Annotated in this window: 22 protein-coding genes; 10 read left to right on the forward strand and 12 right to left on the reverse strand. The window is 72.8% G+C overall.

Annotated features, from left to right (window positions below):
• The 6 genes from HCK04_RS18410 to HCK04_RS18435 all read left to right on the forward strand — a co-directional run bounded on the left by HCK04_RS18410 (nt 1) and on the right by HCK04_RS18435 (nt 5,939).
• Nucleotides 1–552 carry an SIS domain-containing protein gene (locus HCK04_RS18410; RefSeq protein ID WP_142648576.1) on the forward strand — a complete coding sequence of 184 codons (552 nt, stop codon included), beginning with the start codon at nt 1–3 and terminating at the stop codon, nt 550–552.
• A complete protein-coding gene (locus tag HCK04_RS42500) occupies nt 549–2,066 on the forward strand; it encodes a PfkB family carbohydrate kinase (RefSeq protein WP_142648577.1) in 1,518 nt (505 codons plus the stop codon). Before HCK04_RS18410 ends, HCK04_RS42500 begins: the two co-directional genes overlap by 4 nt.
• Before the next feature lie 22 nt (nt 2,067–2,088).
• On the forward strand, nt 2,089–2,769 hold the full coding sequence (locus HCK04_RS18420; protein WP_142648578.1) for an SDR family oxidoreductase: 681 nt from the start codon (nt 2,089–2,091) through the stop codon (nt 2,767–2,769).
• Complete coding sequence (locus HCK04_RS18425; protein ID WP_142648579.1) at nt 2,760–3,707, forward strand: glycosyltransferase family 9 protein; 948 nt, start codon at nt 2,760–2,762, stop codon at nt 3,705–3,707. The genes HCK04_RS18420 and HCK04_RS18425 overlap by 10 nt, the downstream gene beginning before the upstream one ends.
• Complete coding sequence (locus HCK04_RS18430; RefSeq protein ID WP_142648580.1) at nt 3,704–4,663, forward strand: UDP-glucuronic acid decarboxylase family protein; 960 nt, start codon at nt 3,704–3,706, stop codon at nt 4,661–4,663. Before HCK04_RS18425 ends, HCK04_RS18430 begins: the two co-directional genes overlap by 4 nt.
• 106 nt (nt 4,664–4,769) lie before the next feature.
• Nucleotides 4,770–5,939 (forward strand): alpha-hydroxy-acid oxidizing protein, encoded by a 1,170-nt coding sequence (locus HCK04_RS18435; RefSeq protein WP_142648581.1) that lies wholly within the window; start codon nt 4,770–4,772, stop codon nt 5,937–5,939.
• 162 nt (nt 5,940–6,101) lie between these two features.
• Here the strand turns inward: HCK04_RS18435 and HCK04_RS18440 are convergent, their stop codons facing one another.
• The 4 genes from HCK04_RS18440 to HCK04_RS18455 all read right to left on the reverse strand — a co-directional run bounded on the left by HCK04_RS18440 (nt 6,102) and on the right by HCK04_RS18455 (nt 8,959).
• Nucleotides 6,102–6,695: a hypothetical protein gene (locus tag HCK04_RS18440; protein ID WP_142648582.1), complete on the reverse strand. Its 594-nt coding sequence runs from the start codon at nt 6,693–6,695 to the stop codon at nt 6,102–6,104.
• 121 nt (nt 6,696–6,816) lie between these two features.
• Nucleotides 6,817–7,734 (reverse strand): MerR family transcriptional regulator, encoded by a 918-nt coding sequence (locus HCK04_RS18445; RefSeq protein WP_142648583.1) that lies wholly within the window; start codon nt 7,732–7,734, stop codon nt 6,817–6,819.
• Nucleotides 7,735–7,772: 38 nt separating this feature from the next.
• Nucleotides 7,773–8,492, reverse strand: coding sequence for a Mut7-C RNAse domain-containing protein (locus HCK04_RS18450; protein ID WP_142648584.1), 720 nt, complete (start codon nt 8,490–8,492; stop codon nt 7,773–7,775).
• Between the two features lie 17 nt (nt 8,493–8,509).
• Entirely contained in the window at nt 8,510–8,959 is a 450-nt protein-coding gene (locus HCK04_RS18455; protein WP_142648585.1) for a MarR family transcriptional regulator, read from the reverse strand.
• Nucleotides 8,960–9,022: 63 nt separating this feature from the next.
• Here HCK04_RS18455 and HCK04_RS18460 point away from each other — a divergent pair, with 63 nt between their 5' ends.
• Nucleotides 9,023–9,892, forward strand: coding sequence for an alpha/beta hydrolase (locus tag HCK04_RS18460; RefSeq protein WP_142648586.1), 870 nt, complete (start codon nt 9,023–9,025; stop codon nt 9,890–9,892).
• Between the two features lies 1 nt (nt 9,893).
• On the opposite strand, the gene HCK04_RS18465 is transcribed toward HCK04_RS18460, so the two are convergent.
• Both HCK04_RS18465 and betA read right to left on the reverse strand, forming a co-directional pair.
• Entirely contained in the window at nt 9,894–11,351 is a 1,458-nt protein-coding gene (locus HCK04_RS18465; RefSeq protein WP_142648587.1) for an aldehyde dehydrogenase family protein, read from the reverse strand.
• A 1-nt stretch (nt 11,352) separates the two neighbouring features.
• Nucleotides 11,353–12,987: a choline dehydrogenase gene (gene betA / locus HCK04_RS18470; RefSeq protein WP_142648588.1), complete on the reverse strand. Its 1,635-nt coding sequence runs from the start codon at nt 12,985–12,987 to the stop codon at nt 11,353–11,355.
• A gap of 29 nt (nt 12,988–13,016) precedes the next feature.
• On the opposite strand from betA, the gene HCK04_RS18475 reads away from it, so the two are divergent.
• Complete coding sequence (locus HCK04_RS18475) at nt 13,017–13,859, forward strand: IclR family transcriptional regulator (protein WP_142648589.1); 843 nt, start codon at nt 13,017–13,019, stop codon at nt 13,857–13,859.
• A gap of 6 nt (nt 13,860–13,865) precedes the next feature.
• On the opposite strand, the gene HCK04_RS18480 is transcribed toward HCK04_RS18475, so the two are convergent.
• The 6 genes from HCK04_RS18480 to HCK04_RS18505 all read right to left on the reverse strand — a co-directional run bounded on the left by HCK04_RS18480 (nt 13,866) and on the right by HCK04_RS18505 (nt 20,547).
• Complete coding sequence (locus HCK04_RS18480) at nt 13,866–15,032, reverse strand: FAD-dependent oxidoreductase (RefSeq protein ID WP_142648590.1); 1,167 nt, start codon at nt 15,030–15,032, stop codon at nt 13,866–13,868.
• A 37-nt stretch (nt 15,033–15,069) separates the two neighbouring features.
• Nucleotides 15,070–15,417, reverse strand: coding sequence for a bifunctional 3-phenylpropionate/cinnamic acid dioxygenase ferredoxin subunit (locus HCK04_RS18485; protein ID WP_142648591.1), 348 nt, complete (start codon nt 15,415–15,417; stop codon nt 15,070–15,072).
• 305 nt (nt 15,418–15,722) lie between these two features.
• On the reverse strand, nt 15,723–16,067 hold the full coding sequence (locus HCK04_RS18490; RefSeq protein ID WP_142648592.1) for an SPW repeat protein: 345 nt from the start codon (nt 16,065–16,067) through the stop codon (nt 15,723–15,725).
• 138 nt (nt 16,068–16,205) lie between these two features.
• Entirely contained in the window at nt 16,206–16,841 is a 636-nt protein-coding gene (locus HCK04_RS18495; protein WP_142648593.1) for a hypothetical protein, read from the reverse strand.
• A gap of 81 nt (nt 16,842–16,922) precedes the next feature.
• The gene (locus HCK04_RS18500; protein WP_168066043.1) at nt 16,923–19,658 is read right to left on the reverse strand and encodes a M14 family metallopeptidase; all 2,736 of its coding nucleotides are present in this window, start codon (nt 19,656–19,658) and stop codon (nt 16,923–16,925) included.
• A gap of 229 nt (nt 19,659–19,887) precedes the next feature.
• Nucleotides 19,888–20,547 carry an SDR family oxidoreductase gene (locus tag HCK04_RS18505; RefSeq protein WP_142648595.1) on the reverse strand — a complete coding sequence of 220 codons (660 nt, stop codon included), beginning with the start codon at nt 20,545–20,547 and terminating at the stop codon, nt 19,888–19,890.
• Between the two features lie 148 nt (nt 20,548–20,695).
• Here HCK04_RS18505 and HCK04_RS18510 point away from each other — a divergent pair, with 148 nt between their 5' ends.
• A complete protein-coding gene (locus tag HCK04_RS18510; protein ID WP_142648596.1) occupies nt 20,696–21,463 on the forward strand; it encodes a DUF4239 domain-containing protein in 768 nt (255 codons plus the stop codon).
• Nucleotide 21,464: 1 nt separating this feature from the next.
• Nucleotides 21,465–22,094, forward strand: coding sequence for a hypothetical protein (locus tag HCK04_RS43650; RefSeq protein WP_142648597.1), 630 nt, complete (start codon nt 21,465–21,467; stop codon nt 22,092–22,094).
• Nucleotides 22,095–22,153 lie beyond the last annotated feature (59 nt).

Here is a 22,153-nt window from a genome sequence, read left to right on the forward strand (position 1 = left end):
ATGCATCCTCATCTGGCCCGGCTGAGCACCGCGCTGACGGCGGTGGACCCGGAGACGCCCAAGATCCACGCGTGGGGCTACAAGCTCGCGGCGGTGCTGAGCGGCGGCGGGCGGCTGCTCGCCTGCGGCAACGGCGGCTCGGCCGCCGAGGCGCAGCACCTGACCGCCGAACTGGTCGGGCGCTACCGCGCCGACCGGCGGCCGTACGCCGCCATCCCCCTGCACGGCGACACCTCGTCGCTGACCGCCATCGGCAACGACTTCGGCATGGCCGAGCTGTACGCGCGGCAGGTGCGGGCGCACGGCCGCCCCGGCGACGTGCTGATGTGCCTGTCGACCAGCGGGACGAGCCGCAACGTGACCGAGGCGGCCGAGGCCGGCCGCGAGTGCGGCCTGACGACCTGGGCGCTGACCGGCCCCGGGCCGAACCCGCTCGCCGAGCTGTGCGACGAGGCCCTGACCGTGCCCGCGGGCGACACCGCGACCATCCAGGAGGTGCATCTCACGGTGATCCACATGCTCTGTGACGTGATCGAGAAGGCGGTCACGTGAGCGGACCACTCGTCATCGTCGGCGACTCCCTGCTCGACGTCGACGTCGAGGGCACCGCCGACCGGCTGTGCCCCGACGCCCCCGTCCCCGTCGTGGAGGGGCAGGCGGAGCACCACCGGCCGGGCGGCGCGGGGCTCGCGGCGCTGCTGGCCGCCCGCGACGGCACGCGCGTGGTGCTGATCACCGCATTGGGCGACGACCCCTCCGGCCGCTGCCTGGAGGACCTGCTGTCGCCCATGGTCGAGATCGTACGGCTGCCGCTGCGCGGCACGACCGTGCGCAAGTCGCGGGTGCGCGCCCGCGGGCAGACGCTGGTCAGGATCGACACCGGCGACGGGCGGGCGATGGGCCGGCCGGGCCAGGTCGCCTCCGCCTCCGCGTTCGCCCGCGCGGCCGGAGCCCTTGCGGCGGCGAGCGCGGTGCTGGTCGCCGACTACGGGCGCGGCGTGGCCGACCTGCTGCGTGAGCCGCTGCGCGGGCTCGACGTGCCGCTCGTCTGGGACCCCCATCCCCGGGGGTCGCTGCCCGTGCCGGGATGCGCTCTGGTCACGCCCAGTGAGGCCGAGGCCCGCGGCATGTGCGAGGAGCCGTACGTCTCGCCGGAACGCACCGCCCGCAGGCTGGTGCGCGACCTCGGTGCCGAGGCCGTGGCGATCACCCTGGGGGAGCGCGGGGCGATGCTGGCCCGCCGCGGCGGCAGGTTCGGGCCGGTCCCCGCCCCGCACGTCGCGTCGGGCACGGACGCCTGCGGCGCGGGCGACCGCTTCGCCGCGGCGGCGGCGCTCGCTCTCGCGGACGGCGCGTCATCCGAGGACGCCGTCGCCCGCGCGGTCGGCGAGGCCACCAGGTTCGTGGAGGAGGGCGGGGCCGCCGCGCTGCGCCTGCACCACTCCGGCCGGTATCGGTCGGGCCGGTATCGGTCCGGCCAGGATCACTCCGGCCAGGATCACTCCGGCCAGGATCACTCCGGCCAGGATCACTCCGGCCAGGATCACTCCGGGCAGTACCGCTCCGGGCGGCACTGTCCTGCGACGGAGCCGCCGGTGCCGTTCGGGCCCGGCGCGTCCGCCTTCGACGTTGCCGGTGCCGTACGCGCCGCGGGGGGCCGCCTGATCGCCACCGGTGGCTGCTTCGACCTGCTGCACGCCGGGCACGTGAGCCTGCTGCGGCGGGCCCGGGCCTTAGGAGACGCCCTGGTGGTCTGCGTGAACTCCGACGACTCGATCCGGCGGCTCAAGGGGCCGGGAAGGCCGCTGGTGAGCGAGCGCGACCGGGTCGAGGTGCTGCGCGCGCTCGGCTGCGTGGACGCGGTGACGGTCTTCGACGAGGACACGCCGTCGCAGGTCATCGAGCGCCTGTGCCCGGACGTGTGGGTGAAGGGCGGCGACTACGACGAGCGGTCGATGCCGGAGGCCGAGGCCGTGCGCCGGACCGGCGGGGAGATCGTCATCCTGCCGACCGTGCCCGGCTACTCCACCACGGACCTGATCGCCGCCGCCCGGGCCGCCTCGTGACCTCTTACCGAAAGGGACCCTGATGGTGGGAAACGTGTTGATCACCGGTGGTGCGTCCGGCCTGGGCCGGGCCACCGTCATGGCGGTCGCCAAGGCCGGCGGACGGCCGCTGATCGTGGACGTCAACGAGCCGGACGGCGGGTTCGACCACGTGCGGGCCGACCTGGCCGACCGTGAGCAGGCCGAGCGTGCCGTGCACGAGCTCGCCGAGCGGGCGGGCGGGCTCGACGGCGTCGTGACGGCGGCAGGCGTCGACGCCTGCGGACGGCTTGAGGACGTGGCCGCCGAGCAGTGGGAACGCGTGATCGCGGTCAACCTGCTCGGGACCGCCGCGGTGGTCCGGGCGGCCCTGCCCCACCTGCGCCGGTCGGGAGGAAAGGTCGTCACCGTCGCCTCCACGCTCGGAGTGCGGGCGCTCAGCGACGCGACGGCCTACTGCGCCTCGAAGTTCGGCGTCGTGGGCTTCACCCGGGCCCTGGCGGCCGAACTGGCCGGGCAGGTGGGGGTGACCCTGCTGATCCCCGGCGGCATGCGGACGAACTTCTTCGACGACCGCCCCGACCAGTACAAACCCGGCCCCGACGCCCGGCTCAACCAGCCGGAGGACGTCGCCTCGGCGATCCTGTTCGCGCTCGGCCAGCCGCAGGGCTGCGAGGTCAGGGAGATGGTCGTGTGCGCCTCGACGGAGACGTCATGGCCCTAGAACACGCGCGAAGACCGGTCCTGCTCGCCCTGCGCGGGCTCGGCCTCGGCGACCTGCTCGCCTCGGTGCCCGCCCTGCGCGCGCTGCGCCGGGCCCACCCCGAGCACCGCTTCGTGCTGGCCGCCCCGGCCTACCTCGGCGGGCTGCTGCCGCTGATCGGCGGCGTCGACGAGCTGCTCGACGTGTCCGGCCCCGGGCCGGTGCCGTACGAATCCCCGGACGTCGCGGTCAACCTGCACGGCAGCGGCCCGGAGAGCATCCAGGCGCTGCGCCGCACCCGGCCGGGCCGCCTGCTCACGCACGCCCACCACCTGGTGCCGGGCACGGACGGGCCGCCCTGGGAGCCGGAGACGCACGAGAGGCGGCGGTGGTGCTCCCTGCTGGAGTGGCACGGCATCGCGGCCGACCCGGAAGACCTCGCGCTGGGCGACCCCGGGCCGAGCCCCCTCGCCGGCGGCGAGGTGGTCATCCACCCGGGGGCGGCGTTCCGGGCGCGGCAGTGGCCGCCGGACCGCTTCGCCCAGGTGGCGGCCGAACTGGCCGGTCAGGACCACCGGGTCGTCGTCACCGGCGGCGTGACCGAGGCCGCGCTCGCCCGGCACGTCGCCCAGCTCGCCGGCCTGCCGGAGGAGTGCGTGCTGGCCGGCCGTACGAGCCTGCCCGAGCTCGCCGCGCTGACGGCGCACGCGGCGCTCGTCGTCTGCGGCGACACGGGCGTGTCGCACCTGGCCGTCGCCGTCGGCACGCCCGCGGTCATCCTGTACGGCCCGGTGCCGCCCGCCTTGTGGGGGCCGCCGCCGGACGGCCCGTACATCGCGCTGTGGGCGGGACGCAGGGGCGACCCGCACGGCGACCGGCCGTCGGAGGGACTGCTCGAAATCGGGGTGCCCGAGGTGCTCGACGCGGTCGGGAAGTTGCGAGGAGTGGGGGTGCGGTGAACGATTCCCGTGTCGTGGTCACCGGGGGAGCCGGGTTTCTCGGCTCCTACCTGTGCGAACGCCTGCTGGAGCGCGGTGCCGCGGTCGTCTGCCTGGACAACTTCCTCACCGGGTCGCCGCGCAACGTGGAGCACCTCATCGGGCGGCCGGCGTTCCGGCTCGTGGAGTGCGACCTCACCGGCTTCGTCCACGTGCCGGGCCAGGTCGACCTGGTGCTGCACTTCGCCTCGGCCGCGTCGCCCGCCGACTATCTGCGCCATCCGATCGAGACGCTGAAGGTCGGCAGCATGGGGACGCTGCACGCCCTCGGCCTCGCCGCCGAGAAGGGCGCGCGGTTCGTCCTCGCCTCCACCAGCGAGGTGTACGGCGACCCGCTGGAACACCCACAGAAGGAGACATACTGGGGCAACGTCAATCCGGTCGGGCCGCGCAGCGTGTACGACGAGGCCAAGCGGTTCGCCGAGTCGCTGACCACGGCCTACCGCAACTCGCGGGGCGCCGACACCGGGATCGTGCGGATCTTCAACACGTACGGCCCGCGGATGCGGCCCCACGACGGCCGGGCGATCCCCACGTTCATCCGGCAGGCGCTGCTCGGCGAGCCGATCACCGTGACCGGCGACGGCAGCCAGACGCGGTCGATCTGCTACGTGGACGACACGATCGACGGCGTGCTCGCGCTGGCGGACAGTGACTTCGCCGGGCCGGTGAACATCGGCAACCCGGCCGAGATGTCGATGACGGAGCTGGCGGAGACGATCCGCGACCTGACGGGCTCGTCCTCCCCGATCCGATATGTCGAGCGGCCGGTGGACGACCCCGCCGTCCGCCGTCCCGACACCTCGCTCGCGGAGGAGCGGCTCGGCTGGCGTCCGCGGATCGATCCCGTCGCCGGCCTGCGCCGCACGATCGACTGGTTCGCGAAGGCGCTCACCACCTACCCCCGCGCCTCCTGACCGGGACGGGCCCGGGCGGTTCCGCTCTTCGGCTCTTTTCCGCATAGTTGGCCGTCGCTTGCCGCCCGGCTCGGGTAGCGCACCCTGCCGGGGGTAACGCGCCCGTATGAGCTTCGCGAAGTATCAGGACGAGCTGTACGCCCAGGGGCAGACCGGCCATCAGCCGCCCTATCCGATGACCTTCGCGGAGCTGGAAAAACGGGCGTCGGCCGCGATGCCGCCGAAGATCTGGGCGTACGTGGCGGGCGGCGCCGGTGACGAGCACACCCAGCGGGCCAACCGCGAGGCGTTCACACACTGGGGCCTGTATCCGCGCATGCTCGTCGCGCCCGCCGAGCGCGACATGTCGATCGAGTTGTGCGGGACACGGCTGCCCTCGCCGGTGTTCATGGCGCCCATCGGGGTGATCGGGGTGTGCGCCCAGGACGGCCACGGCGACCTCGCCTGCGCACGGGCCTCCGCTCGCACGCACGTCCCGTTCTTCGCGGCGACGCTGTCCGCCGACCCGATGGAGGACGTCGCCGCGGAGCTCGGCGGCACACCCGGCTTCTTCCAGCTCTACACGCCGCCCGATCGAGATCTCGCCGAGAGCCTGGTGCACCGGGCCGAGGAGGCGGGGTTCAAGGGCATCGCCGTCACCCTGGACACCTGGGTCACCGGCTGGCGGCCCCGCGACCTGCGCGGATCGAACTATCCGCAGGTGCCCGGCGGATGCCTGAGCAACTACACCAGCGACCCCGTGTTCCGGCGGGGACTGCGTCCCGGCGAGGACGCCACCGAGGCGTTCGTACGCACAATGCCGATCTTCGGCGGACCGTTCAGATGGGACGACCTCGACTGGCTGCGCGCGCGGACCCGGCTGCCGCTGATGCTCAAGGGCATCTGCCATCCCGAGGACGTCCGCCGCGCCAAGGACCACGGCGTGGACGCGATCTACTGTTCCAACCACGGCGGACGGCAGGCCAACGGAGGACTGCCCGCCCTGGACTGCCTGCCCGGCGTGGTCGAGGCCGCCGACGGGCTGCCGGTCCTGTTCGACTCGGGTGTGCGCAGCGGCGCCGACGTCGTCAAGGCGCTGGCGCTGGGCGCCACGGCGGTGGGGATCGGCCGCCCCTACGCGTACGCGCTCGCGATCGGCGGCGTCGGCGGCGTCGTGCACGTGCTGCGCTCCATCCTGGCCGAAGCGGACCTCATCATGGCCGTCGACGGCTACCCCACCCTCAAGGACCTGACACCCGAGGCACTGCGCCGCGTGGGCGGCGTCACGACCTCGTGATCCTGGCCGCGCGCCGTGGCCGGCTTCCTGCGTCGTCGTCGGCGTTCATGGCAGCAGCGTCGGCCCTGGGCTGTACATGGCGGCGATCGGCGCGGTGTTCGCGGTCATCCGTGGGCTGGTCGCCGACCCGGCGAAGGCAAACAGCTCGTGAGGCCGTGGCGTTCAGGCGACCGTGGCGGACAGGATCTGGCGGAGGGTCTCGCGGGCCGCCGGCCAGTCGTCGCCCAGGGCCAGACCGGCGTGATGGTAGGCGTCGAACACCATCGGAATGTCGAGGGCCGTCAGGGCGGCGCCCTTCGGGCCGCGGGCGGCGATCTGCAGGGCGATCCCCGCCTGCATCCGCTGCCATGCCGGGTCCTGCTCGAACGACAGGTCGTCCGCGCTGTTCTCCTCCCCGTCCTCCTCGTCGTCGTGGAAGACTTCCTGGGCCAGCGGCGCCACGAGCCGTTCGGCCAGTTCTCCGACTCGCTGCGCCCCGGCACGCCGCCCCGACGCGAGGTCGGCCAATACGTTCCGTACGACGGGGAACCCGCCCAGGCGGAACCGGTCGGCGAGCAGCTCGGCCAGGTGCGCGAGCGCGGCGAACTGCCGCGACTCCGGCGCGGCCTCGACCGCGTCCCTCAGCCGCACCTCCGGGTCGTTGCGATGTTCGGCGAGCTCCTCGGGCGTGGGCGGCTCCGTCGCGAGGGGCCATTGGAAGGTGAGGTAGGGATGCGCCCCGGACAGCCATTCGGCGGTGAGCCGCACCCCCGTCACCAAGCTCGCGGTAGTGGGCGAACACCTCGGTGAAGGCTGGGCGGCCATCGGTCATGGCGGACACTCCGGAGCGCGCGGCGACATATCGGAGTGATCTTCGCAGGAGGGGCCGGGGCGTGTCTCACGAAGCGCGCAGGGCGTCGGCGAACCAGGTGAGGGCGCGGGTCGGGTCGTCCGGGGGCGGCCAGCCGTTGACCACGGCGAGCAGCCGGACGTACGTCTGGCGACGCGGGTCCCGGGCGGTGTCGACCAGAGCCAGGAGCCGGTGCCGGAGGGCGGCGTCGTCCGGCCGGCCGACGAGGGCGGCATACCGTGCGGTCGCGGCGGCGACGATCGCGGCGGCCTGCGGTGAGGCGGGGTCGGCGCCGGCGGCCAACGCGGGGGCGACGTGGTCGCGCACGATCGCCACCGCGTCCGGGCGTGGGACGTTCCCCCGGCCCTGGTCGGCCACGATCTGTTCGGCCAGGCGTCGCATGAGCGCGCCGAACTCCGGGTCGCGGGCCAGCCCGGCCAGCTCGATCCACGCCTCGACCTGCTCGTCCTCGGGGTCGTCGGGCAGCTCGGGGGTCATCGTGCGCCTGACTCCGGTCAGGTCCGCGTCCAGGCCGCCGAACGCGGCGTCGAGAAAGCCGTCGATCAGGCGTCGCCGTTCGTCCGCGGAAAGCCTGGCGAGTCTGTGCATGAGATCCATCTCCTCTGGGGTGGAGCCGCGCCGTGCCACCGCCGTCGCCACCGCGCGCCGCAGGCGCAGCACCCGGATCTGCGTCGCCAGGGCCTCGGCGTGCGCCGCCGCGACCTGGGCCAGGGACAGCTCCCGGTCGAGGAGCCGCCGGATCGTGGGCAGGTCGATCCCCAGGTCGCGCAGGGTCCGTACGAGCTCGAGCCGGGCGGCGGCGTCGGCGTCGTAGAGGCGGTGGCCGGCCGGGCTGCGGCCGGTGGGCGGCACGATCCCGCGGTCGGCGTAGAACCGGACGGCCTTGACCGTCAGCCCGGTCCGCCGTGCCAGCTCACCGATCGAATAGAGCGTGTCGCCGTCCATGCCCCCACCCTCGCGTCTCCCCTTACGGGAGACGCAACTCACGACCGCTGACCGGCACGTACGGCGTGGAGGGCGCGGCCGACGACGGCCGCGAGGTCGCCGCCGTGGGCGCCCCGCCAGTAGATCCGGCCGCAGTCGAGGCAGCGGGCGAACTCGTCATAGCTGCGCCGCGTGCCGGGCTCAAGCGCGTCCTCCACCTCGGCCTTGCCGACCGGGGCGAGCCGCCCGTTGCAGGCCGTGCATCGGGTCCACGGGGCCAGCGGCGGCCGGAAGCGGTCGAGCACGTCGAGGAACTGGTCGTCCGGCCTGGCCCCGCGCACGTACGCGCCGTGCCGCAGCGACCGGCGCCGCAGGATGCCCCGGTCCTGCGTGAGCAGCACCCGGTCTTCGGCGTCGGCCTGCTCGATCAGGGCGTCGTCGTCCATGTCGTTGCGATAGGCGGTGTCCAGGCCGACCAGGCGCAGCCGCCGCGCCAGCGTCCCCAGGTGGACGTCGAGGACGAACCGGCAGTCGGGCACGGCCTGCGGCCTGGGCACGGGCGGCACCTCCACCACCTCGTCCGGGCCCGGCCGGTACGACCGCTCGACCGGGCGGCCACCCGCCAGGAATGTGCCGGCCTCGGTCAGCGGCACGCCCGCCGACTCGATCAGGTGGCCGAGCGAGGACGTCCCGTCGTACGGCACGGCCACCTCGGGCCGCCGGTTGCGCGGCGCGAGGAAGATCCACAGCTCGGGCGAGAAGCGTACGGACACGTCCATGCCCCCAGCATGCGCCTTCACGTCCGCAACGCGTCGAGCGTCGTACGGAGGAAGTGGCGCACTGCGGCCGTCTCCCGTTCGTCGAAACCGGACAGGACCGTGACCGCCGTGTCGATGAGCGGCCCGAAGTGGCGCCACCCCAGTTCCTTGGCGCGGTCTTCGACTCTCAGCAGGACCCGCCGCCGGTCCTTGACGTCGCGGACCCGGCTGACCAGGCCGAGCCGTTCGAGCCGGTCGACGACCCCCGTGGTGCCCGCCGAGTTGAGGCCAAGCCCGGCGCCGAGGAAGCCGGCGGTGGCGTCGATCCCGGCCCGCTCCGCGTCGAGCAGGCAGATGAGCGCCCGCACGTCGGTGACGTGCATGCCGTGCTCGGCCGCGAACTCCGCCTGCCGCAGGCCGTATTCCACCGTGACCGCCCGCAGCAGATGGAAGATCTCCATCTCCGGACCCTCGTGCCCACCCGACATGACCCACTCCTATTATCTCGTTCAACGAGATTATCGCTCAGCGAGACATTGTGAGGGGCAGGCATGACGAGCGCTGACGACGGGTTTCTCGCGGCCTACGACGCCGTCCTGGCGGCGCGCTGGCCCGCCTCCACCGAGACGGCGGAGATCCGCACGCCCTACGGCACGACCCGCGTCAACTCCGTCGGCCCCGCGGGCGCGCCGCCGGTGGTCCTCCTGCACGGAGGCGGGACCACCTCGACCGTCTGGTCCGGTACGGCGACGGCGCTCGGCACGGCCTACCGCGTGCACGCGGTCGACACCGTCGGCGACGCGGGCCGCAGCGTCGCCGGCGAGCGGCCGATCCGGAAACTCGGCGACCAGATGGCCTGGCTCGACGCCGTGCTCGACGGGCTCGGCGCCTCGCGGGTGTCCCTGTGCGGCCATTCCTACGGCGCGTGGAGCGCACTCCACTACGCGCTCCATCACGCGGGGCACGCGCCCGGCAGGGTGCGGGCCCTGGTGCTGATCGACCCGACCAACTGCTTTGCCGGGTTCTCCCGCCGCTATCTGCTGCGCGCCCTGCCGATGCTGCTCCGCCCGACCGTACGGCGGCGCCGCGCGTTCCTCGGCTGGGAGACGGGGCACGCGGCGCTCGACGAGACGTGGCTGCGCCTCTACGACCTGGCCGCCGCCTTCCCGGCCGCCCGGCCGCTGACCGGGCCGCGTCCCGGCCCGGAGGCGCTGCGGGCGCTACGGCTTCCGGTGCTGCTCCTGCCGGCCGAGCGCAGCAGGGCGCACGACATCGGCCGGGTGGCCGCCTCCGCCGCGGCGCTGCTGCCGCAGGTGGAGACGGCCGTGCTGCCCGGGGCCACCCATCACACCCTGCCCCTCGCGGCCCCGCCCGAGATGGACGCGCGCATCGGGGAGTTCCTCGCCGCGTACGGCGCCTGACTCAGGGGCGGAACCAGTGCTGGGGGCGGGGATCGGTGTTCTGCCAGATGTGCTTGATCTCGCGGTATTCGTTCAGGCCGGTCGGGCCGAGCTCCCGGCCGACGCCCGACTGCTTGAACCCGCCCCACTCCGCCTGCGGCACATAGGGGTGATAGTCGTTGATCCACACGGTGCCGTGCCGCAGCCGGGCGGCCACCCGCTGCGCCTTGCCCGCGTCGGTCGTCCACACGGCCCCGGCGAGGCCATAGTCGGTGTCGTTGCCCAGCGCGACGGCCTCATCCTCACCGGAGAACCGCTCCACCGTCAGCACCGGCCCGAACGACTCCTCCCGGACGACCCGCATGTCGCGGTGGCAGCCGTCCAGCACGGTCGGCGGGAAGAAGTAGCCCTCGCCCTCCAGCCGCCGCCCGCCGCAGCGCAGTTTCGCGCCCTCGGCGATCCCCGCCTCGACGTACGCCTCGACCTTGGCCAGATGCGCGGCAGAGATCAGCGGCCCGGTCTCGGCCTCGGGGTCGAACGGCCCGCCCAGCCTGATCCGCTCCGCCCGGCGCACCACCGCGTCCACGAACTTCTCGTGGATGGAGTCCTCCACCAGCAGCCGGGCGCCGGCCGAGCAGACCTGCCCCGAGTGCAGGAAGACGGCGGTCACGGCGAAGTCGACCGCGGTGTCGAAGTCCGCGTCGGCGAAGACGATGTTGGGGTTCTTGCCGCCCAGCTCCAGGGCGACCCGCTTGACCGTCCGCGCGGCGGCGGCCATGATCCACCGGCCCGTCGCCGGCCCGCCGGTGAACGAGACCAGGTCGACGTCCGGGTGCTCGGCCAGCGGCGCGCCCGCCTCCGCGCCGGCCCCGAGCACGAGGTTGCCCACGCCCGGGGGCAGGCCCGCCTCCTCCAGCAGCCGCATCAGCAGGATCGCGGTCGACGGGGTCAGCTCGCTCGGCTTGAGCACGAAGGTGTTCCCGGCCACCAGCGCGGGCGCCACCTTCCAGGAGGTCTGCAGCAGCGGGTAGTTCCACGGCGTGATCAGGCCGCAGACGCCGACCGGCTCGTACACCACCCGGCTGATCGCGTCGGCGCGCCCGGTGTCGACCACCCGGCCCGCGTCCGTGCCCGCGATCCCGCCGAAGTAGCGGAAACACGCGATCACGTCGTCGACGTCATACTCGCTTTCCACCAGGCGCTTGCCGGTGTCCAGCGACTCCGCCCGCGCGATCTCGGCCTTGTCGCGCTCCAGCAGAGCGGCCACCCGCAGCAGCAGCGCCCCGCGCTCCCGCTCCGGCGTACGCGGCCACGGGCCATCGTCGAACGCCCGCCGGGCCGCCGCGATCGCGGCCTCGGTGTCGGCGCGGGTGGCCTCCGCGACCGTGGCCACGTGCCGCCCGTCGGCCGGGCAGTGGATCTCGCGCCGGCCGCCCTCGGCAGCGTCGCGCCACTCCCCGCCGATGTGCAGGTCCTTCATCTCAGGCGTCCTTCCTGTGCCGGTAGAACTCCACCGGCTCGGGGGCCAGGGGAGTGTTACCGAGGATCAGGTCGGCCGCCTTCTCCGCGACCATCATCACGGGCGCGTAGATGTTGCCGTTCGTCACGTACGGCATGACCGAGGCGTCCACGACCCGCAGGCCCTCCAGGCCGTGCACTCGCATCGTCAGCGGGTCGACCACGGACATCTCGTCCACGCCCATCTTGGCCGTGCAGGAGGGGTGCAGCGCGGTCTCGCCGTCCTTGGCCACCCAGTCGAGGATCTGCTCGTCGGTCTCGACCTCAAGGCCGGGCGACAGCTCGCCGCCGTTGAACGCGTCCATGGCGGGCTGGTTGAGGATGTCGCGGGCCACTCGTACGGCCTCGACCCACTCGCGGCGGTCCTGGTCGGTGGACAGGTAGTTGAACCGCAGCGCGGGCTTCACCCGGGGGTCGGCGCTCTTGATCTTCACGGAGCCGCGGGCGTCGGAGTACATCGGCCCGATGTGCACCTGGTAGCCGTGCCCGCCGGCCGGCGCGCTGCCGTCATACCGTACGGCGACGGGCAGGAAGTGGAACATCAGGTTGGGGTAGTCGACGTCCTCGTTGCCGCGCACGAAGCCGCCGGCCTCGAAGTGGTTGGTCGCGCCGGGGCCCTTGCGCAGGAACAGCCACTGGGCGCCGACCATCGGCCGGTTGCGCCACTTCATCGCGGGCTGCATCGACACCGGCTGCTTGCAGGCGTACTGGATGTAGACCTCCAGGTGGTCCTGGAGGTTCTCGCCCACGCCGGGCAGGTCGTGGACCACGTCGATGCCGTGCGCCTTCAGGTGGTCGGCGTCGCCCACGCCGGACAGCTGCAGGAGCTGCGGGGAGTTGATCGCGCCGCCGCAGAGGATGACCTCCCCGGCCCGCACCCGCTTGCCGTCGAACTCGACGCCGACCGCGCGCTTGCCCTCGAACAGGATCTTCGTGACGAACGCCCGGGTCTTGACCGTGAGGTTCGGGCGGTCCATCACGGGGTGGAGGTAGGCCCGGGCGGCCGACAGGCGGCGCCCGCGGCGCAGGTTGCGGTCGAACGGCGCGAAGCCCTCCTGGCGGTAGCCGTTCACGTCGTCGGTCAGCGGGTAGCCCGCCTGCTGCACGGCCTCGAAGAACGCCTTGAACAGCGGGTTCTTCGCCGGGCCGCGCTCCAGCACCAGCGGCCCGTCGTGCCCGCGCATCGGGTCGGACGGGTCGGCGGCCAGGCAGTTCTCCATCCGCTTGAAGTACGGCAGGCAGTGCGCGAAGTCCCAGGTCTCCATGCCCGGATCGGCGCCCCAGCGCTCGTAGTCCATCGGGTTGCCGCGCTGGAAGATCATGCCGTTGATGCTGCTCGACCCGCCGAGGACCTTCCCGCGGGCGTGGTAGATCCGCCGGCCGTGCATGTAGGGCTCGGGCTCGGACTCGTACTTCCAGTCGTAGAACCGGCTGCCGATGGGGAACATCAGCGCCGCGGGCATGTGGATGAACACGTCCCACAGGTAGTCGGGACGGCCCGCCTCCAGCACGAGCACGCGGTTCGAGGGGTCGGCCGACAGCCGGTTCGCGAGCGCGCTCCCCGCTGATCCACCACCGACGATGACAAAGTCATACATGTCCGCCTCCCGGGCAGGATGATATTGATATGCGCAATAGAGTGCAGCATTCGCAACGTCACGCGCCGGACCCCGATCTCGCGGGGGCCGACGAGACCGCCGCGAGGTCCGAGGGAAGCGGCGGCGTCCAGTCGGTGGACCGGGCCGTCACGATCCTGGAGATCCTCTCCCAGCGCGGCGAGGCCGGCGTGAGCGAGGTCGCCGCGGAGATCGGCGTCCACAAGTCCACCGCGTTCCGGCTTCTCGGCGCGCTCGAGGCGCGCGGCCTGGCCGAGCAGGCCGAAGACCGCGGCAAATATCGCCTCGGCTTCGGCATCGTCCGGCTCGCCGCCGGGGTGGCCGCGCGGCTCGACCTCGTCCAGCAGAGCCGCCCGGTGTGCCGGCGTCTCGCCGAGGAGATCGGCGAGACCGTCAACATCGCCGTCGCGCGGTCCCACTACGCCATCAACCTCGACCAGGTGCGCGGCCAGGCGGCCGTCACCGCCCACAACTGGGTGGGCCAGCCCACCCCCCTGCACGCCACGTCGAGCGGCAAGGTCCTGCTCGCCCACCTCGACGAGCGGCGCCGCGAACGGCTCATCGCCGCCGCCGGGCTGGAGCGCTTCACCCCGGCCACGGTGACCGACGCGGGCGAGCTGCGCCGGCAGCTCGCCGAGGCGCTGCGGCAGGGCTACGCGGTCACCGTGGAGGAGTACGAGATCGGGCTGAACGCCATCGCCGCGCCCATCCGCTCCCACGAGGGCGAGGTGGTGGCCGCCGTCAGCGCCTCCGGCCCGGCCTACCGGTTCAGCGAGGAGCGCATGCACGAGCTCGCGCCCGTGCTCGTCGCGGGCGCCGCCGACATCAGCCACCGTCTCGGCCACGGTGGGTGACGGCGCTCATCGCGCCCCGGCGGGCTCGTTCACGCGGCGCCGCCACCGGGTGAACGAGCGCGGCTGGTCGACGCCGAGCACCGCGACCGTGCGGCCCTCCCGCCGGTAGACGGCCAGGAAGCGCCGGGACGCGAGGTCGCCCTCCTCGACGCTCACCTCGTCTCCCGGCAGCGTGTGCCCGGCGAACTGCACGCGCATGCCGTACTGGTCGGACCACAGGTAGGGCGGCGCGAGCGTGTCCGGCACGGACGCGCCGCCGGACAGCAGCGTCCGCGCGGCCGTCGCGGGACGCCGGGCGGCGCCGGTCCAGTGCTCCACGCGCAGGTGGACGCCGAGAGCGGGGTCGAACCAGGCGGCGCAGTCGCCGACCGCGACGACTCCCGGCACGTTCGTCGCGCCGCCCGCGTCGCAGACGACGCCGTCGCCGAGCAGCACCCCGCTGCCGTCGAGCCACTCCACGACCGGCCGCGCGCCGATGCCGACGAGCACCACGTCGGCGTCCAGGCGGCGTCCGTCGTCGAGCAGCACGCCGTCGACGCGGCCCTCGCCCGTCAGGCCGCGTACGGCGGCGCCGCAGATGAGGCGCACGCCGTTGTCCTCGTGCAGCCCGGCGAGCGCGGTGCCCATCTCGGGCCCGAGCGCGCGGGCGAACGGCGCGGGCGCGGCCTCGACGATCGTCACGTCGAGGCCGAGCGTGCGGGCGACGCAGGCGACCTCCGCGCCGATGAACCCGGCCCCGATCACCACGAGCCGCCGGGCGGCGCCGAGGTCGGCCCGCAGGGCCGCCGCGTCGTCGATCGTGCGCAGCGTGTGCACGCCGGCGAGACCACCCCCGAGGGTGCGGGCGACCGCGCCGGTGGCGATGACCACGCCGTCGGCCTCGACCGCGGAGCCGTCGGCGAGCGCGACGCGCAGCGACCGCCCCCGGTCGAGGCCGGTGGCGGCGACGCCCAGCCGCCACTCGGCGCCGAGGTCCTCGTCGTCGCCCTCCAGAGCGAGATCGGCCGTCGTCATCTGCCCGGTGAGGAACTCCTTGGACAGCGGGGGACGGTCGTAGGGGCGGTGCGGCTCGGCCCCGACGATCGTCAGGCGCCCGTCGAAGCCCTGGGCGCGCAGCGCGCGGGCCGCCGACAGCCCGGCGAGCGACGCGCCGACGACAGCGACCGATTTCACGACATCCTCACGGCTTTCACGACACCCTCACGGCGTCTCAGGCCGAACCGGTGCGGACGCCGGGCGGCAGGTTCGGCGGCAGGTCCGACGGCACGACGTAGACGGTCTCGTCCTGGACCACCACCTGGTGGGTGCGCACCGGCAGCTTCGCGGGAGGAGCGTCCACCTGGCCCGTGCGCAGGTCGAAGCGCGACGCGTGCAGGGGGCACTCCACCTCGCACCCTTCCAGCCACCCGTCCGCGAGCGACGCGTCCTGGTGCGTACAGGTGTCGTCCACCGCGTACAGTTCACCGTCCTCTGTGTGGAAGACGGCGATCGGGGGATCTGTCTCGATTCGGAGGGCCTCACCCCTGGGCAGGGCGGCGAGGGGGCACGCAGGAATCATGCGAGGGTTTCCCAGTTTCGTAAGGTGGAACAGGAAGCGCTATGCGCAACAGACTGAGTGGAGATCGCGCCAAAGTCAAGGGGCGACATGCCGCCTGTGGAGTGATAAGCGCGACTCTGGTCCCCGCGCAGGTGAGGCCCCCTGTCTCCGCCATCCCCTGTCGTCGCACCGCCACCGCCCTGTCGCACGCCGTCCCCGTGCCGGCCGTGCGAGCCGGAGGGACGCAAAGACGTACGGCCCCGCCGCCTGTCGCCGGGGGGACGACGGGCGGCGGGGCCGTACGCGTGGGTGGGGTGGTAGGGGAGTCAGGCGGCGACGGTCGTGCGGCCGCGCACCTGCAGGACGGTCAGCAGACCGACGATGACGGTGACGCCGCCGGTGATCCAGGCGGTCCACGCAGAGGCGGAGTCGCCGTCGAAGCCGAACGCCCAGGGGGAGACGAGCAGCAGAGCGCCGAACGCCGCGGTCACCCAGGAGCTGGCGCCGCCCGCGCCCAGGATGGACCACAGGGCGGAGACGACGAGCAGGGCGCCGAGGATGAGCAGTGGTTGCGTGGCCGCCTGGGCGTCGGCCCAGAAGAACGGTGCGAGCACCGCGACCAGCCCGGCGACGAGGGCGACGACGTCGGACAACGATCTCGTGAGATCCATCCGTGCCTCCGTACGGGGAGAGGTGACCTGTTATCTGACGGTCTGCCTGATTGACCGCCCGGTCAACAATCCGCTACGTCAGGATTTCCTAACCCTGCGTCACATCGTCCTGGACGGGACTGGTGCGGACCCGCCCGGTCAGGACTGGTTGAACAGCGACAGCGTGATGGTGGAGTGGTATTCGCCGGCGGCGACGTCGACCGGGGTGCGCAGGGCCAGATCGGCGTTGACCTCCGAAGTGCCGATCTCGTCGGCGGAGTTGGCGGTGGAGACCAGCAGCTCCTGCCCCTGCAGACCGACCGTGGGAGCGCCGGTGCCGTCGGAGATGGCGCTGGAGACCGGCTCACCGGCCGCCACCGAGCCGGTGGAGGAGTCGCTCAGCAGGTGGGGCCGCCAGCCCAGGTATTCCGGGCCGATGGTCTTGCTCGGGTCGTCGGTCGCGACGAACTCGCTGGCCTGGCCCACGACCGCCCAGTACTCACCGTCGGGGATCTCCTCGAGGGTGCGGGTGTCGGTCACGGTGACCGTCGGCAGGGTGCCGGTGAACTGGCGGGCGGTGGCGTCCGAGCCGTTCTCCTCCAGCGACACCCCCGTGTTGTCGGCCACCGTCATCGACAGCTGGCCGGGGGTGGTGGTCGGCTGGATGTTCACCGACACGTCGATGCCGCCGGTGCCGGCGGGGTCGTCGTCGGCCAGCGCGGGGGTGGCCGCGGCGGCGAGGGCCAGGCCGAGCACGGAGGCGGCGATTATCTGTGTGGTCCTGGTGATTCTCATGCGGATCGCTCCATTTATGGGGGGCGGGGCCGGCCGGATGGGCGGCCGGCCCCGGGTCTGTGCTACAGCGGTGTCAGCGGCTCAGTGGCAGTCGGCCGCGCTGTAGGCGGCGTCGTAGGACGAGGTGACCTGCTTGCCGTCGATCGTGGCGGTCGCCTTCACGGTGACCGTGCCGGCGTCGATGCTCCCGGCCCGGGTGTTGAAGGACTGGTAGGCCTGCTTGCCCGGGGCCACGTCGGCCACCGTCTTGGAACCGTACGGGGTGGTCAGCTCCACCGTCGCCGGCCCGTCACCGGCGTTGACGGCCGTCGCGGCGACGTACGCCGAGCTGCCCGTGCAACGGGACGAGGCGGTCACGGTCAGCGGCACCACCGGCGCCTTGTCGACGGTGACGGTCTCCTTGTTGTAGTTCTTGCCGTTGCCGTCCGGCTTGTAGTTCTTCTCGATGTTGCCCGCGAGGTCCATGGCGAACCAGTGCACCTCTGTCGTCTTGTCGACAGTGATCTTCGCGGCGCCCTCGCGCATGCCCGACGAGGTCAGCTTGGGCGAGCTCAGCGTCGGCCGGCTGCCGTCGAGGGTGTAGTAGACGTTCGCCGGCTCGTCCACGGTGAAGGTGAACGTGGCCGAGGTGTCGGTCCTGTCGGTCACCACGAGCTTCGACTCGGGCTTCTGCTTGTCCTTCTCGTACGCCTGGGCGACTTCGAGGATGCCGATCTGGCCGTTGGAGAACTCCATCGCCTCCTCGTGGCCCTCCTCGAACGGAGGCTGGAAGCCGACCGAGGTGTACCTGTTGGTCGCCGGGTCGTAGACGTCCGCGCCGACCTCGAAGTCCCAGCCGATGATGCCCTTGTTGTACCAGAACTCGTCGGCGCTGTTGCCGGCCGCCGAGTAGAGCACGTCGATCACCGGACCGGTGCGCCCCGGCCAGATGGCCGTGCCGCGCCAGCCCTGCACGGCCGACAGGATGTGGGCGGAGGCGTTCCAGAAGTACTCCTCGGTGCCCAGGTCCGGCCGCGGCAGCGTCTCGCGCCCGGCGCTCTTGTACGCCCCCGGAGGCCACATGAAGTAGCCGCCGTAGGAGTGGGTGTTCATCGCGAACTTGATGTTCGGGTACTGCTCCGTCAGCCAGACCTCGTTGCGGGTCTCCGGCTCCGACAGCTCGGACGGCCCGGAGTAGGTCTCACCGGTGCAGGTGGTCGAACCGCCGACGTAGCCGTCGAAGGCGCTGCCCACCGAGAAGTTGCGGTTGAGGTCGACGCCCCAGGAGTTGCGGCGCGCCGGGTCCGACCCGTCGGCAGCGCAGTAGTTCACCATGTTCTTGCGCTGCATGTTGTAGTCGTACATCGAGTAGTGCGCGCCGTCGGGGTTGATCGTCGGCACGATGAAGATGTCGAGGTTGTTCACCAGCTTCTTGGTGTCCGCGTCGAGCGCGTAGTTGCGCAGCAGCCGCTCGGCGGTCTCCACACAGGTCAGCGGGGTCACCCACTCGCGGGCGTGCTCCTGGCAGTAGAGGAACACCCCGGTCTTCGAACCGTCCCGGCTCTTGCCGATGCGCAGCGCCTTCATCTGGAACGGCTGGCGCGAGACGGTCGCCGGCGCCTTCAGGCCGTCGGTCAGCTTCGTCGCCGCGGCCGCCGCCACCACGCCGGTGCCCGGGCTGGTGCGATAGAGGGCGGCGGTCAGCAGCGCCGAGGCCGCGGGGTCGCCGTTCAGCGCGGCGACCACCTCGGAGGCCGTGCTGGTGACCGAGCCGGAGGCGTCCGTCGCCAGGTTGACCACGACGTCCTTGCCGTTGACGGTGACCGAGAGCGGGGCCGAGGCGGTGCCGGGGTTCGCCAGCGCGACGCTGACGTCGTTGCCGCCCTCGCTGCCGTACGCCTTGGACGTCACGTAGAACGTGCTCGCCAGCGCGCTCCCCGAGCCGCTGCCGAACTGCGCCTGCGCCTGGCGGCGGTAGCCGTTCGTCTTGTACGGGAGGTCGATGATCTCCGAGATGTTCGGGAACTGCTTGGCCAGCGCCACGATCCGGCCGGTGACCTCGGTGGGGTCCATGTAGTGGTCGACGAAGTCCTGCACGTAGTGCTTGCCCGGCGCCTTGCGCGGCTCGCCCAGCCACTTGGTCACCGGCACGGTGACCGTGCCGCCCCGGCTGCTGGTGATCGTGACCTGGGTGGGGGTCTCCGTGATCGGCAGCGGCGAGTTGAACCGGTGGTACATGTACTGGCCCGCGTCGGTGAAGCGGGACATCGTCGTCGAGCCGCCGGAGTCGGGGGCCGTGCCGGGGCCGCTGTCCCAGGTGGCGGTGAGCACGGTCTGGGCGTCGGTCGCGCTCGTCTTCACTTCCACCGACAGGAAGCGCTGGTTGTCGAGGCTGGTGAACCACTCGGCGCGCAGCGGGGTCAGTGTGTCGGTCTCGGCCGCGTCGGCCGATGCGACGGCGAGAGCCTGCCGCCGTTCTGCCAGGTTCGCGGCGTAGTCGCTCTGGTCGGAGATGGCGTCGCGGACGTCGAAGCCCTGGTCGCGCAGGCTCCGCGCCTCGTCGGGGCTGAGCACGGCGTGCACCTCGATGCCGCCGTCGACGGGCTTGGTGTATTCGGCCAGGTCGACGCCCATGGCGACCAGCTTGTCCACGCCCGCCTGGTCGGCGACGACGACGCGCATGAGCGCTACGCCGTTCTGCGCGGTGCTGGAGGCCCGGTCCGGCGGGACCGGATCCGGGGAAGGATCGGCGAGCGCCGGGAGGGCGTTCAGAGTGATCGCCAGGGGGAGTGCGAGCGCGGCGGCATAGCGACGCGCTCTCCGGGGAGAGCTACTCATCGAGTTCCTCCATCTGGCGTGCCTTCCGGGGAGGGGGGCCGGCCCGGAGTGGATCACGCGAAGTTCGAGGGAAGTCTTCGTCACCCCGCAAAACGCGTCAAGCCGCATGAACCCCACAAATTCGGGATTTTTCCGTAACGAGATGATCTAGTGCCCAATTGGGTATTTAGTACCTCTTGCTATTCGGGGCGGTTTGGGTAACGGTCCTGAAAACGCCGCTGTGCGGTCGTCACATCAGCACGAGCCGTATGGCCTCGTCGATGGGCACGCCTCCGCCGATGAGTTCGAGGACGCGAAGCCGCGTCTCCGGTGTGTCGATCAGTGCGGCGATCACGGCGGCCACGTCGTCGCGCGGCACCGAACCGGGGGGAAGCGGCGGGTCGGCGAGCGTCACCAGGCCGGTGCCCGGCTCGTCGGTGAGCCGCCCGGGCCGCAGGATCGTCCAGTCGAGCGGGCGGGCGCGCAGGTCCTCCTCCGCCGCCGTCTTCGCGGTGATGTAGGCCGCCCAGACCTCGTCGCTCCCCGGTGCGGGCGGCGATCCCGCGCCCATCGAGGAGATCTGGATGAAGCGGGACACCCCGGCCCGTTCGGCCGCGTCGGCGAGCAGCACCGAGGCGCCCTGGTCCACGGTGAACTTGCGCGCGACGCCGCTGCCGGGCCCCGCCCCGGCGGCGAAGACGACGGCTCCCGCCCCCAGCAGGATCTCGGCCACCTTCTCCGGCGTGGTCCGCTCCAGGTCGCACACCACCGCCTCGGCGCCGGCCGCCTCCACGTCCGCGACCTGGTCCGGGTTGCGGATCAGCCCCACGGGCGCGTCGCCCCGCCCGCTCAGCAGGCGCGCCAGCCGAAGGGCGATCTTCCCGTGTCCGCCCGCGATCACCACGCGCATGCGATCACCTCCGCGCCGATCCTGCCATGACCTCTCCCGCCCGGCCGGGCAGGCCGCGCCGTGACTTGCCTGTCTTGGCTGGTCAATGATTACTTCGTGTGATAGTCATGTCACCACAAGTAATCGGCAAAGTGTCTGTGGAGATGTCATGCTCTTGGGCGTACTCGCGGTCGCGGCGGCCGTCGGGCTGGTGGCCGTGGCGGCCCTTCTCTTCCGCGCGCTGGGCCGGGGCACCGACGACCGCGATCCCGGCGGCGCGTCCGCCGGTCACGCCGGGTCGATGCTCTCCTCGCTGTTCCTGCTCGTGTTCGCCATCGCGATCGTCGTGCCGTGGACCTCGGCCGACTCCGCGCGGCAGAACACCTACGCGGAGACCCACGCGCTCGTGGAGGCCTACTGGGCCGCCGCGCCGCTCCCGGCCCCCGACGCCGCCCAGGTGCGCGAGGGGCTCCGCGAGTACGCGAGATACGTCGTCGAGGACGAGTGGCCCCAGATGGCGGCCGGACATCTCGGCAGCGAGGGATCGGCGCGGCTGGAGGCGTTACGCGCCCACGTGACCGAACTGCCGGTCACGACCGACGAGGCGCGCGACGCCAGAGACGCCGTGCTGGAGCGGATGGCGGACATGTCCGCCGCCCGGCGGCAGCGCGCCGCCGACGCGGGCACCGAGCCGCCCCCCGGCGTCATGCTGCTGACGGTGCTCACGGGCGTCCTGGTCATCGTCTTCCCGTTCCTGGCAGGGGCGCGGCCCCGGGGGCTCACGCTCGTGCCGGTGCTGACGATGGCGGTCCTGCTCGGCGTCGGCGTCTATCTCGCGTGGAACATCTCCCACCCCTTCAGCGGCGGCCTGGCGGTGCAGCCCGACGCGTTCGTGAGCGCCCTGCACGAGTTCCAGCGGATCCCCGAGGGCCACTGACATGGGCAGGACGGCGGGCCCGCGCGTGGCCGTCGCGGTCGCGGCCGTTTCCGCCTGCGCCGCGCTGGCCTGTGCCGTGCCGGCCTGCGCCGTGCCGGCCGCGGCGGCTCCCGCCCCGGCGGCCGAGCAGCAGGTGCGGGCCGAGCGGCAGGACACGGGCGCGGGCGGCACGGTGGCCCGGGGGATGGTGCGGGCAGCGGCCGATGTGTCCCTCACGGCACCCGATCCGGACGGACCGGGCCTGCGGGTCGGTGTCTGCCTCGACGTCGACGTGCTCATCGGCCTGCACGCCGAGGTCGGCATCGGACGGCCCGGCTGCACGTCACCCAGGCCCGTGCCGCCGCCCGCGCCCTCCCCGAAGCCTCCGCCACCGGCTCCCGAGAAGCCCGCACCGACGCCCCGGCATGCTCCGCACCGGGTGGTGGCCGTGGCCCGGCCGCCCGTGGCGGCGTCGTCCCCGCGCCCTCGTCCGACGCCGCGGCCCACTCCGTCGCCGTCACCGGTCTACCGTGTGCCGGCCATGCGCGCGATCGCGCCCGTACGGCACCGCAACCCCCTGGGCACGCTCACCGTCGTCATCGTCCTGTCGGTGGCGATCGCCGCCGCCGGTGGCGCCGCTTTCCGGCGATAGACCGCCGGAAGGGGAGCACGGGCGGCGGCAGGAAGGACGGGCGGCGGCAGGGAGCACGG

This window comes from Microbispora sp. CL1-1 (assembly GCF_012034195.1).
Classification (GTDB): Bacteria; Actinomycetota; Actinomycetes; order Streptosporangiales; family Streptosporangiaceae; genus Microbispora.